The following is a 12,108-nucleotide window of genomic DNA, read 5'->3' on the forward strand; positions in this document are numbered from 1 at the left end:
CACCCAACTTTACATTCTTGGGTGTAAAATCGGGTGTTTAATTTGTAAAACATTGATTTTCAATGTTTATTGCGGTGCGTACGGGACTCGGACGCCCGGACTCAGATGAAGAGGTTCAGATTGGCCTCCTCGGTGCGATCGAGGTAAGAGGCGACGCCGCCCAACGTGACCTCGTCCAGCAGCTCTTCGCGCCGTACGCCCATGACGTCCATCGACATCGTGCAGGCGATCATCTCCACGCCGCTGTCCAGCGCCTGACGCATCAGCTCCTCGAGGCTGGCGATCTTCTTGCGGCGCATGATGCCGCGCATCATCCGACTACCAAGCCCCCACATATTGAGTTTCGAAAGGTGCAGCCGTCCGCTGTGCGACGGGAGCATCCAGCCGAACATGCGCCCCATCAGATCCTTCCGCACGGCCGGCTTGCGACGCTTCTTGATGACGTTGAGCCCCCAGAAGGTGAAGAACATCGTCACCCGCTTTCCCGTCGCCGCCGCTCCGTTGGCGATGACGAACGAGGCCAGCGCCCGGTCCAGATCATCGCTGAAGACGACGATCGTCTTGTTGTCGGCCGACGCTGCCTGCCGGGAGACCGATTCGGGCCGTGCACCGCAGCACGATGCTGCAGCCGGCACCGGCTTGCGGATCTGCGCCCGCACCTTGCCGCCGCAGGTGTCGAGCGAGAGCAGTTCGGCTCCGGTCATGCGGCACCACGAGGCCACGTCGCGTCCGAAGGCCTGGTCCGTGGCCGTAATGCGCAGCTGTCCGCCCGGCTTCAGGGCCTCGAAACTCTTCTTCAACTGCAGGACTGGCCCCGGGCACATCAGCCCGCAGGCATCGACCTCCACCACGGCACTCTCCCCCTCCGGCGACACGGCCGCCGAATCGCCACAGCCCGTCGAGGCATCCGCACAGCCCGGCTGCGCCACACTCCGGCAATCGTGCTCCGGGGCGCAGTCGCAACGGCACTCCTCCCCGTCGCAGGGTTCGGGAACCGGGGCCGTCGCCGCACGCCACGTCGTGTAGCCGCCCGAAATGTTACGCACGTCGCGGAATCCGTGCTGGGTGAGGATGCGGCTGGCCAGGTAGCCCCGCAGTCCGACGGCACAGCTCACCACAACGGGGCGCTCGCGCGGCAACTCGTCGAGATGTTCGCGCAGTTCGTCGAGCGGGATATTCACGAAGCCCGGGATCGAACCCATGGCAAACTCGTCGTGCGTGCGTACGTCGATGCGCAGCGTCTCGTCGCCCAGCGCGGCGACATCCCGCCACTGGATCACCCGCACACGCCCCGTGAGGATGTTTTCGGCCACATAGCCGGCCATGTTCACCGGATCCTTGGCCGAGGAGTAGGGCGGTGCATAGGCATGTTCGAGCTCCGTGAGGTCATAGATGGTACCCCCCGTGCGGATGATCTGCTCGAACATCTCGATGCGTTTGTCGGCGCCGTCGCAGCCGACGACCTGCGCCCCAAGCAGGCGCCCCGTCCCGGGGGCGAAGAGAATCTTGATCGACAGCGGCAGCGCATCGGGATAGTAGCTAGCATGCGAGGCGCCGTGGGTGAACGACTCGATGTACTCGATGCCGCAGGTCTTCAGCAGTTTGGCATTGGCGCCGGCCGCAGCCACCGTCAGGTCGAAGACCTTGGCCACCGACGTACCGATCGAACCCCTGTAGATGTGCGTGTTGCCCAGCACGATGTTGTCGGCCACGATACGGCCCTGCTTGTTGGCCGGTCCGGCCAGCGGGATGAGCGCCGGACGTCCCGTCACCAGATGCCGCACCTCGACGGCATCCCCCAGGGCGTAGATCACCGGATCGGAGGTCTGCATGTACTCGTTAACCGCAATGCCGCGCCGCTCGCCGATCTCCAGCCCGGCCTCCCGGGCCAGTTGGGTTTCGGGGCGCACGCCGATGCTCAGAATCACCAGATCCGCCGTGATCTGCCGCCCGCTCTGCAGATGGACCGTCACCCGTTCATCGCCCCACTCCTCGAAGCGCACCACTCCATCCTTCAGATAGAGACCGACCCCGCAGTCCGTCAGGTGGCGGTGGACCAGTGCGGCCATCGAGAAGTCGAGCGGCGCCATCACCTGATCGGCCATCTCCACCACGTCGACCCGAAGCCCCAGGTGGTGCAGGTTCTCGGCCATCTCCAGACCGATGAATCCGCCGCCCACAACCACGGCACGCCGCGGGCGCCGTGTGTCGACATACTGTTTGATGGCATCCGTGTCGGGAACGCTGCGCAGCGTGAAGATCCGCGGGCTGTCGATCCCCTCGATCGGCGGTCGCAACGGCTCGGCTCCGGGCGAGAGGACCAACCGGTCGTAGGTCTCCACGTAGGTTTCGCCCGTGGCCACACGACGCACCGTCACCTCCCTGCGCGCACGGTCGATCGCCGTCACCTCCTGTTCGGTGCGGATATCGATGCGGAAGCGGTCGGTGAAACCCTTGACCGTCTGCACGAAGAGTTTCGACCGCTGGGCAATCGTCCCGCCGATGTAATACGGCAGTCCGCAGTTGGCATACGAGACATATTTCCCCCGCTCGAAAAGGATCACCTCGGTCTGCTCGTCCAAGCGGCGCAGGCGGGCCGCCACGGTGGCCCCTCCGGCCACCCCTCCGACAATAAGAATCTTCATGGGTTCGTATGGTTGTGTGATTGATTTTCCGATTCGGGGTCCTGCTCCGTCGCCACGAAGGCCTTCAACTGCGCGAAGAGTTTGTCAAAACCCAGGGTCTCGTGCTGCATCTGACGGATCTTCTCCGCCCCGAGCTCCGTGAGCGAGAAGAGCATCTGGCGACGGTCCTGCGGACTGATCGTGCGGTGGAGATACCCCTTCCGTTCGACCGTCGTGATGACCTTCGAGACTCGCGGCCCCGAAAGCCCGACAAAATCACACAACGTTCCGGCCGTACGGGCCCCACCCTGCTTCAGGCAGCAGAGCAGCATCGCCTCGTTGATCGTAATGCCATGACGCTCGGCAAACGCCTTTTCAAATTGGTACAGCGCCTTGTAAATCTCCTTGATGCGGCAAATTGGTTCCATCTTTTCGATCTTTTCGTCACAAAGATAAAATTATTTTCTATTAAAAACTATTTTTATTGGAAAATTATTATCGGACACGCGCCCCTCCGGAAAATAAACAGGCGCTGATAGGGATTCACGACAACCTGACCGCTCATAAAGAGCATGCGGTTCGAATTATTGTAATTGTCACCCGCCTTGGCAGCCGAGGAATTCACCCAATAAACACCCCGGGCATTCCCGTCCTTGGTGTCTGGGGATTCCTGCTCCACGATACCGTCATGACACCCTGGCGGGTTCTGATCGTTGCCGAGAACCTCAACCAGCTCGTCAACACGGACCTGATTACCAATCTCAATCCGGCCCCGAATCCGGACCTCTTTGCCGATACGTCGTGGATCCGTCCGGGGCGATAGCATTTCCGTTCACAGGCCCACCCCACCTCGGCCAAAACTGTTTGGGAGAGAGGATGACGCGACAGCCCCGTCGGATGGCTTCGTAGGCATGAGCCGGATCCCGCCATACCATAAGGGTCACCTCGGAGGAGAGTTCCCCTTCGAGCAATTCGTCCCAGCCGATGATCTCCCGTCCACGGACCTGCAGCCACTGCTGGACGCGTCGTACGAAATAGCTTCGCAAAGCCGTCTCGTCGGCCAACCGTTCCGTCTGCATCCGACGCCGGCACTGCGGACAATCCTGCCATCGCGTAACCGGACATTCGTCGCCGCCGATATGAATCTGCCGGGATGGGAAAAGTGCCAGGATCTCACTCAGAACATGCTCGATAAAGGTGAAGGTCGTCTCCCGGCCCGCACAATAAAGATCCTCGCTGACACCCCATCGGGTCCAGACCTCGTAGGGGCCGCCCGTACACCCCAGCCACGGATAGGCTGCCAAAGCCCCCATTCCATCATCACCCGATCGAAATTAGGTGTCGAACAGATGCCGGAAAGCCTCCTCGTCACCGTCGGCAATGCGCCGTTGCAGGTTATACGTCGATTCGTTTCTCATGGTGCGGAAAACGGGTCCCCGAAACGGAGACTAGTTGTTGAAAAGCACAAGGGTCGGTTTATGGTCGGAGGCTTCACGGGTGAAGTCGTCGTCGAGGGTCTCGGCACCGATCAACCGGCGGGACATGGCCTCCGAACAATAGACATAGTCGATTCGTTTGCGGTTGCGGGTCTCGCTCGGGACAAACGCTCCGGGATGGAAATGCGCAACTGCATCGCACGGATAATAACGGCGGACAAGGCGGTGAATCCCATAGTCGGGCTGCGGACTGTAGCGGGTGCTGTCGACAGGCGACAACGAGTTGAAATCGCCCAGCATGACCCAATACGTTTCATCGGCAAAGCGCGGATTGAGCAGCGTTTCGTGCAGAATATGACGGATTTCGCGGACCCGCGTCGTATCACCCAGATTGTCCGAGCGGCTCTTGTCCTTGTCCTGCAGCGAATAGCGCTGCGGCCAGAGATGGACCACCACGTAGTTGATGCCGCGGATCTTCACGTGAAGCGCTCCGTGCGAGAGCGAATCGCCGCCCAGCGGACGGATCAGCTCCGGTTCAAAACGGGAGGTCACCGCCACCGGATAGTTGTCCTGGAAGGCGCCGAGAGCCACATAGGGATGGCCCCACCGTGAAGAGAGTTCCTGAAGATGAGAGGGCAGGTACCGGGTGGAATCGTCGGTCGGCAACGACTGTTGTTCAGCATTCCAATGAGTGGCCGTCTCGCAAAAGGCCGCGACATCCACCTGCTGACGCTGCATCCACCCGACAAAACGATCATAATTGTCAAACTGATCATACCACATGCCGTCGGCGATGTTGTATTGCAACAGACGGCAGGGGGACTTTCGGCGATTCGGAACATCCTCCGATCGAAAGACCCGTCAGAATCGCAGCCACGGCTGCACGGACAAGATACTTCATAAAGTTCGGTTTCTACCGGTTTTTCACTTGCAGACTGACGATCCATCCCATAAGCCGAACCTTTTCGATAAAAATAGTGATTTTTTTCGCAGATGCAATCCTTTCCCCGCTATTTTTACACCATAGTAATCTGTTTCCGACGGAGATGTCGCCCCCGGGATGACTCATCGCGAGGGGGGGGGAGAAGAGAAAAAAATTCAGTCTCCATGCGAAATTGTCGCGATATTTCAAATTCATTTCAGAATCCCGTTTCATCTTTGCAACGGGATTCCGGGACTCCGAAGAGCCAATCTCCCCTCCTCGGGTCCTCCCTGACAAACAGAAAAAACCGTCCGATGAAAAAACATTGCTTCCTGATCCTGCTGACTCTCCTGATCACCGGATCCGCATTCGCCCGTGAATCCGGGAAACGACCCCTCAAAAACACCATCGAGATCCCGGCCGACTCCACCGGCGAACTCCTCGCCCGGCTGCGAAACATGCCCAATATCGAGGTGGGAAAGGGAATCACCTTCCGCCCCAAAAACGACCGCTTCGAAATGACGATGCGTTTCCGCATGCAGAATCTGCTCGCCCTCTCGTTCGACGACGACCTCTCGCTCACCGAGACCGAGGCCCGCGTCAAGCGGCTCCGGCTGCGTTTCGACGGATACGTCTACTCCCCCAAGCTCGTCTACTCCGTCCAGTTGGGATTCGCCGCCTACGACGCCGAGGTGCTCCCGAACGGAAACATGAACATCGTCCGCGACGCCATCGTCTACTACGTTCCAAGCCCCAAATGGAACATCGGATTCGGGCAGACCAAGATCAAGGCCAACCGCGCCCGCATCAACTCGTCGAGCGCCCTGCAGTTCGTCGACCGCAGCATCGTCAACAGCCAGTTCCACCTCGACCGCGACTTCGGACTCTTCGGCGAGTACAACCTCGACCACACCGAAGGATTCGATCTGGGATTCAAGGGTTCGGTAACCCTCGGCGAGGGCCGCAACTGGGGCGCGACCGACAACGGTGGCCTGGCCTATACGGGGCGACTGGAGCTCTATCCGCTGGGACACTTCGCCGCAAAGGGCGATGTCATGGAGGGTGATTTCGCCGGGGAGGAGCGGCCCCGTCTGCTCGTGGCCGGAGCCTGGTCGTTCAACCACAAGGCTTCGCGGCTGAGCGGACAGCGCGGCGGCTTCATGCCCGCGGGCCAGACCCGCAACATCGGTTCCTATTTCGTCGATCTGATCCTCAAGTACCGCGGCTGGGCCTTCTACACCGACTTCATGGGCCGCACCTGCCCGCAACCGACCTTCGGAACGACGGACCCCGCGGCATTCGTCTATACGGGGCAGGGCCTCAACGTCCAGACCAGCTATCTCTTCAACAAACGCTGGGAGATCGCCCTGCGCAACTCGACGCTCTTCCCCGACGGGGAGATTCACGCCTGGACCGGCTACCGCACCCACAACCAGACGACCTTCGGCGTCACGCGATACATCATCGGCCATTCGCTCAAGGTGCAGGCCGACCTCTCGTACAACTCCTACGACCGACTCGGGAATACGGTCGGTGCGGGGTTGCACAACGGTTGGGAGCTGCGCTTCCAGGTCGAACTCGGCTTATAGGATCTTCAGGGCGATACGCGCACAGGCCTCGGCATCGGCCAGCGCATGGTGGTGGTGTTCGAGATCGAAGCCGCAGGCCGCCGAGACGGTGTGCAGCTGGTGGTTGGGAAGCTGCCGTCCGAAGACGCGCCGCGAAGCCCGGCACGTGCAGTAGAACCGGTAGCCGGGATAGGGCATCCCGTAGAGATCAAAAACCGCCCGCAGGCACCCCTCGTCGAAGGGCGAATTGTGCGCCACGAGCGGAAGACCCTCGATACGCGGGGCGATGTCGCGCCACACCTCGTCGAAATCCGGCGCCGAATCGGTATCCGCACGCGTCAGCCCGTGGATGGCCGTCGTGAAGCGGCTGTAGTAGTTCGGGCGCGGATGGATCAGCCGATAGACGGTATCGGTGATCTCGCCGCCCCGCACGACGACCACACCCACCGAGCAGACACTCGTCCGCTGGCCGTTGGCCGTCTCGAAATCGATGGCTGCAAAATCCTGCATGGTCAGTTTGTTTCGTCCGGGCCCTCCCTCCGGAGGGTCTTTTGCTGTTTTTCGTCTGCAAAGATAGAAATTTCGGGGATTCGGCGGTTCGCACCCCGAAACAAAAAAGCCCCACCCTCGCGGGTGGGACCGGTGAAGTCAGAAGGTTCAGGTATGACGGAGAATCAATACTGCGCATTCTGCGGATCGAACTCGGTCCAGCCTTCGGTCCAGTTGTCCGTGGCGGAGAAGGCGCCGATGTAGCTGACCTTCTCGAAGCCCTCGCTGACCAGCGCATCGGTGAACGAGGCACCCGTCAGAAGCGGGCTGCCCGAGGCCGGACGGCAGTCGAAGCCCGCAGCGAGGCTGTTGGGCTGCGTGAGCTTCAGATCGGCGATGTTGTCGAAGGTGCGGTTGTTGAGCCCCTCGGTCCGGAAATAGGCGGCCGAGAAGGTGCCCTGATCCTCCGCAAACTTCTTGTTCGCATCGCTGGCCAGCTGTGTCATGGCGGCGAAGACGACGTTCGAAATCTTGAACTTGCCCTTGGTGGCGTCACCCTGCGTGTCGGAGCCCTTGTCGTTCTCGACGATCAGACCTACGGGGAAGCCCATCGCCACGGAGTTGAAGCACGAGAGATTCGAGTTGCGGCGAATCTGCATGGCGGCCTGGAACTGCCCCAGCTTCGAGCCGTTGTTGGGGTTCAGATTGCCGCCGTTGATGTAGTCGGAGGTGTTCGTGAAGGAGGCGTCCTGACCGATCGGGCCGACGAACGTCACATTCGAGAAGACGCACGACGTGCGCGGCGTGACGGAAGAACCGTCGGCGTTGTTGTCGCTCTCGAAGCCGTTCGACACCGAAGTGTCGGCCAGACGCGGATTGCGTACCCCGAGGCAGAACTGAACCTTGCCCGAGAAGCCGTTGTCCGTATCGAAATCGTCGTCCCAGCCGTGGTAGGCCACCAGGTGGTCGCAGTTGACCGCTCCGCCGAACCACTCGTAGGAGTCATCGTTCGAATAGGAGACCTGCACGTGGCTGACCTTCGTGCCCGAGCCGACCGATCCGAAGGTGATGCCGTTGATCTCCTCATCCTCGCGGTAGGGGTAACCGGCAAACTCGACTCGCACGTAGCACAGTTCACCCGAGCTGTCCGCGTTGTCCTGACCGCCGTGGTTGGCGCGCGGACCGCCCTCGATGGTCATCTCACCCATGTTGTTGACGGCCTTGCCCAGCAGGATCAGTCCGCCCCAGTCGCCCGGACGGCGCGATCCGGCCGGCTGGTCCGACGTGAAGACGATCGGCGACGACGCCGTACCCACGGCGTGCAGTTTGCCGCCGCGCTCGACGATCAGCGACGCCTTCGTGCCCGAAACGCCCTTGATCACCGTACCCGGCTCGATGGTCAGTTCGGCTCCCGACGGGATGTAGACCCATCCGCAGAGTTCGTAGGTACCCTTGGGAAGCGTATACTTGCCGACCGGAATGGTGAACTCCTGATCGCCGTTGCCGATCTGCGTGCCGTCCTCGAAGAGAATGTCGCTCAACGTGCCGCCCGTATTGGGGCCCTTGTCGCCGTTGTCGTCGTTGCAACCCGCCGCTGCGAGTGCCAGGGCAGCCGTGGCTGCCAGAATTGCATGTTTCATCATACTTTTTGACTATGAAGTGTGAATTGATTCGTTGTCAGAAGCGGGCCGAAACACCCAGCATGAAGCCGCGCCCCGGACGATAGCGTTTGGTGGTCTGCTCGCGCGTCTGCGTACGGCCCGACGCGTCGGTGAACTCCGGGAACTGGCAGAAGCGGATCTCCTCGTTCAAGAGGTCCCGGGCGCTGAACTTCAGCTCCCAGATCCGGCCCAGCCGTTTGCTGACGACCAGATCCAGCGCGTTGCGCGGCATCTCGTACATGTCGGGGATGTCGTTGTCGATCGAACCGCCCGACGAAAGGTCCGAACGTCCGATCCCGACGATGCGCTTGCCGATGCGGTTGTAGAGCACCCCGACCGAGAGCCCCAACCGTTCGGGCTGGTAGAAGAGGCCGCCGTTGACCAGGTAGGGCGACTGCCCCTGCATCGGGCGGTCGTGCTCCATCGAACCCTCGGCGAAGTTCACCTCGCTCTCGATGAGCGATGCGTTGAACGAGAGCGAAAAGTTCTTCAGCCCCAGGAAGGCCAGATCCTTGCGAATGTCGAGCTCCACGCCGTAGACGTTGGCCCGGTCGGCATTCTCGAAGGTATAGGTGTAGCTGCCGCCGGCATCAAGGATCGCCGTCTCGATCGGATTGCGGAAGTGTTTGTAGAAGAGCGACAGGGAGATCGTCTCGCCCGACGTCGGGTACCACTCGTAGCGCAGGTCGGCATTCTGCACGTAGGCCGCCGTCAGGTCGGGGTTGCCCATCACGCTGCTGAAGAGGTCGAAGTCGTAGTAGACCGACGACGACACCTCGCGGAATTCGGGCCGGTTGGTCGACATGCCGTAGGCGGCCCGCAGCTGGTGGCGGTCGGAGATGCGCCACGTGAGGTTGACCGACGGGAAGAGGTCGTCGTACGTGTAGGAGGTCACCTTCGTGCGCCACTCCGAAACGCGCGTATAGCTGGTCAGGTCCATGTCGCTGTGTTCGAAGCGGACCCCGGCGTAGAGGCTCACCGGTCCCAGCGGCAGTTGAAGAGCCGCATAGGCCGCCGTCAGCAGGTTCTCGCCCTTGTAGCTGTTGCGGTTGTCCGTATCGTCGTAGACATAGAGCCGGTCGAAGCCGTAGTTGCCATCCTGCAGGATCTCGTCGACCACGTCCCCGTAGGGGAAGTCCGCCGGGAGGTTCTGCACGTTGTAGCGGTAGTAGAAGGCCCGGGTGCGGTAGTTGCGCGTGCGGTACTCGCCGTAGAGACCCGCCCGGAGCATCGGAGCAAAGCGTTCTCCCTCCCGGAAGGTGTGTTCGTAGTTGACCGATGCCGAGGCGATGTGCTCGACCAGGGAGGTGAAGTCTCGCTGGATCTCGTTCTGGTCCAGACGCATCTCGCCGTAGTGTTCGTCGCCGTAGATGTCGTTCTGCAGCAGGTTGATGATGCGGCGGTCGGGAAGGTGGCGGTCGGCGTAGGAGTAGCCCACGTTCCAGTCAATGCGGTGGCCGTCGGGCGTATGGACACCGGCAATCTGGCCGTTGTAGGTCGTGCGGCTCGAGTGGTAGTACTCGGCCTTCTGCTGGTCGTAGTGCGAGGAGATGTTCTGCCAGCCGTCGCGGAACGTATACTTGTCCTGCCCGATCTGGTTGAAGAGGTTGCGCAGCGAATAGCGGCTGTGCGGACGCAGGTACGAGAGGTTGAACATCGCTCCGAGGTGCACGTCCGTACGGTACTGGTCGTCGGTGTATTTGTAGAGGTATTCGGGCGTATCCTCACGCTTGTTGTAGACGCCGTAGCGCGAGTTCTCCATGTCGTTGATCGTGCGCTGCACGTAGCTGTAGTTCACCGCGCCGTTCATCGCCAGGCGGCGCCCCTCGGAGAGGTTCCACGACCGCCCGAACGAGAACGAAAGCTTCTGATCGGGAACCGGGCGCCGCGTGCGCACCTGCCAGTCGTTGTTGAAGCCGTTGCACGTCATGCGCGTCACGAAGTCGGCGTCCGAGTTGTCGTAGCGGCCGTCGATGCCCCCGGCAACCATGCGCCGCGAGCTGCCGAAGCCGAACAGCTCCGAGGCAAAGCCCTTGTTATAGAGGAAGTCGCGGAAGTGGGTCGCCGTATTGAGGCCGATCGAATACTGAACCGCAAAGGCGTTGTCGTCGGGCTGGTCCTTGGTCTGAATCTTGATGAAGCCGCCCGTGAAGTCGGCCGGAACCTCCGGCGAGGGGGATTTCAGAATCAGGATGTTCTCGATCTGCCCGGCGGGGATCACGTCGAACGAGAAGGCCCGCGAATCGGCCTCCGAACTCGGTACGGCCGCGTTGTTGACCCACACGTTGTTGTAGCGCTGCGAAAGTCCCCGGGCGATGATAAATTTGTCGTCGATGAGCGAGATGCCCGGAATGCGCCGCACGACCTCGCCGGCATCACTGTCCTGCGTGCGGGCGATCGTCTGGCTCGAAACGCCGCTGACAACCTGCAGCGAGTTCCGTACGTCGATATTGACGGCCGATTCGGTATTCGACCGTCGTACGGCCGTGACGACCACCTCGCCGACCTGCTCCGAGGTCTCCGTAAGTTTCACCTCGAGGCGCGTATCCGCACCGTCGCGCACCTCGACTCCCGTCAGGCGCGCCGTGGCGTAGGTCAGCATGCTTACCTCAATGGTATGGGTGCCGGCTTCGATGTTCCCCAGATGGAACGTGCCGTCGACATCGGTGGCCGTGCCGCGCGTCGTCCCCGCCAGCAGCACCGTGGCACCCAGCACCGGCTCGCCAGTGGACGCGTCGGTCACCACGCCCGAGATGGAGCCCTGGGCAAGGATCGTCTCAATCGAAAGTAGAAGCAACGCTGCCGTGGCAGCAAGGTTTCGTCGGATTCTGTTCATGCAGTCGTTTTCTCTCATTGTCACGCTGCAAAACTACCCCACGGCTGTTTCAACGCCGATACGCCCCTGTGACAACCCCGCGAACGATCCGTTGCAAAAACGTTGCACCCCTGCCAACAGCAGATCCGGCACAAAAAGAGAGCCGGAACCCCAACGGTTCCGGCTCCGGATTCTCGGATGAAGCCTCCGCACGATCAACGACAGAGGACGATGTAATTGCGCAGGCGGTTGATCAGAACGACAGTCCACATGAAGAGGGCCGCGAGACCGGCCGGCAGCGGGAGGCACACTGAAACTGTCCGGCGGAACAGGATCGGTAACCCCGAAAAGTTCCGGCCGCCCCTAAAACCCGGCTCTTAGCCGGGAGCGCGGAACTGGATCGGTAACCCCGAAAAGTTTCGGTCGCCCCTAAAACCCGGCTCTTAGCCGGGCTCTTAGTCGGGAGCGCAGAACCGGAACGGGAACCTGGGGAGTTCCGGCCGCCCCTAAAACCCGGCTCTTAGCCGGGCTCTTAGTCAGGAGCGCAGAACCGGAACGGGAACCTGGGGAGTTCCGGCCGCCCCTAAAACCCG

9 protein-coding genes are annotated in these 12,108 nt (G+C 61.3%); 2 read left to right on the forward strand and 7 right to left on the reverse strand.

The window, feature by feature from the left end; all coding sequences use genetic code 11:
* Positions 1-101 precede the first annotated feature (101 nt).
* Together PUQ42_RS09845 and PUQ42_RS09850 are read right to left on the reverse strand one after the other, a co-directional pair.
* Positions 102-2,645 carry an FAD-dependent oxidoreductase gene (locus PUQ42_RS09845; RefSeq protein ID WP_273373319.1) on the reverse strand — a complete coding sequence of 848 codons (2,544 nt, stop codon included), beginning with the start codon at positions 2,643-2,645 and terminating at the stop codon, positions 102-104.
* A complete protein-coding gene (locus PUQ42_RS09850) occupies positions 2,642-3,052 on the reverse strand; it encodes a MarR family winged helix-turn-helix transcriptional regulator (RefSeq protein WP_087403552.1) in 411 nt (136 codons plus the stop codon). Before PUQ42_RS09850 ends, PUQ42_RS09845 begins: the two co-directional genes overlap by 4 nt.
* A gap of 56 nt (positions 3,053-3,108) precedes the next feature.
* On the opposite strand from PUQ42_RS09850, the gene PUQ42_RS09855 reads away from it, so the two are divergent.
* Entirely contained in the window at positions 3,109-3,447 is a 339-nt protein-coding gene (locus tag PUQ42_RS09855; protein ID WP_420534966.1) for a glycoside hydrolase family 97 N-terminal domain-containing protein, read from the forward strand.
* Here the strand turns inward: PUQ42_RS09855 and PUQ42_RS09860 are convergent.
* Positions 3,386-3,937 carry a family 20 glycosylhydrolase gene (locus PUQ42_RS09860; protein ID WP_273373322.1) on the reverse strand — a complete coding sequence of 184 codons (552 nt, stop codon included), beginning with the start codon at positions 3,935-3,937 and terminating at the stop codon, positions 3,386-3,388. The two genes, PUQ42_RS09855 and PUQ42_RS09860, sit on opposite strands and share 62 nt — an antisense overlap.
* A 135-nt stretch (positions 3,938-4,072) precedes the next feature.
* On the reverse strand, positions 4,073-4,867 hold the full coding sequence (locus tag PUQ42_RS09865) for an endonuclease/exonuclease/phosphatase family protein (protein ID WP_273373323.1): 795 nt from the start codon (positions 4,865-4,867) through the stop codon (positions 4,073-4,075).
* 429 nt (positions 4,868-5,296) lie between these two features.
* Here PUQ42_RS09865 and PUQ42_RS09870 point away from each other — a divergent pair, with 429 nt between their 5' ends.
* Positions 5,297-6,571: a porin gene (locus tag PUQ42_RS09870; protein WP_273373325.1), complete on the forward strand. Its 1,275-nt coding sequence runs from the start codon at positions 5,297-5,299 to the stop codon at positions 6,569-6,571.
* On the opposite strand, the gene PUQ42_RS09875 is transcribed toward PUQ42_RS09870, so the two are convergent.
* From PUQ42_RS09875 to PUQ42_RS09885, 3 genes are all read right to left on the reverse strand, one after another.
* Complete coding sequence (locus tag PUQ42_RS09875; protein WP_087403560.1) at positions 6,566-7,060, reverse strand: 3'-5' exonuclease; 495 nt, start codon at positions 7,058-7,060, stop codon at positions 6,566-6,568. The two genes, PUQ42_RS09870 and PUQ42_RS09875, sit on opposite strands and share 6 nt — an antisense overlap.
* A gap of 164 nt (positions 7,061-7,224) precedes the next feature.
* Positions 7,225-8,679 (reverse strand): hypothetical protein, encoded by a 1,455-nt coding sequence (locus tag PUQ42_RS09880; protein ID WP_273373329.1) that lies wholly within the window; start codon positions 8,677-8,679, stop codon positions 7,225-7,227.
* Between the two features lie 37 nt (positions 8,680-8,716).
* Positions 8,717-11,536, reverse strand: a complete 2,820-nt coding sequence (locus PUQ42_RS09885; RefSeq protein WP_273373327.1) for a TonB-dependent receptor — start codon at positions 11,534-11,536, stop codon at positions 8,717-8,719.
* Positions 11,537-12,108 lie beyond the last annotated feature (572 nt).

It is taken from the genome of Alistipes megaguti (assembly GCF_944320325.1).
Classification (GTDB): domain Bacteria; phylum Bacteroidota; class Bacteroidia; order Bacteroidales; family Rikenellaceae; genus Alistipes; species Alistipes megaguti.

What these genes read in the sequence shown, in the direction of transcription:
- PUQ42_RS09875 (WP_087403560.1), bottom strand. Translation starts at nt 7,060, where the DNA reads ATGCAGGATTTTGCAGCCATCGATTTCGAGACGGCCAACGGCCAGCGG.
- PUQ42_RS09880 (WP_273373329.1), bottom strand. Translation starts at nt 8,679, where the DNA reads ATGAAACATGCAATTCTGGCAGCCACGGCTGCCCTGGCACTCGCAGCG.
- PUQ42_RS09845 (WP_273373319.1), bottom strand. Translation starts at nt 2,645, where the DNA reads ATGAAGATTCTTATTGTCGGAGGGGTGGCCGGAGGGGCCACCGTGGCG.
- PUQ42_RS09870 (WP_273373325.1), top strand. Translation starts at nt 5,297, where the DNA reads ATGAAAAAACATTGCTTCCTGATCCTGCTGACTCTCCTGATCACCGGA.
- PUQ42_RS09885 (WP_273373327.1), bottom strand. Translation starts at nt 11,536, where the DNA reads ATGAACAGAATCCGACGAAACCTTGCTGCCACGGCAGCGTTGCTTCTA.
- PUQ42_RS09860 (WP_273373322.1), bottom strand. Translation starts at nt 3,937, where the DNA reads ATGGGGGCTTTGGCAGCCTATCCGTGGCTGGGGTGTACGGGCGGCCCC.
- PUQ42_RS09850 (WP_087403552.1), bottom strand. Translation starts at nt 3,052, where the DNA reads ATGGAACCAATTTGCCGCATCAAGGAGATTTACAAGGCGCTGTACCAA.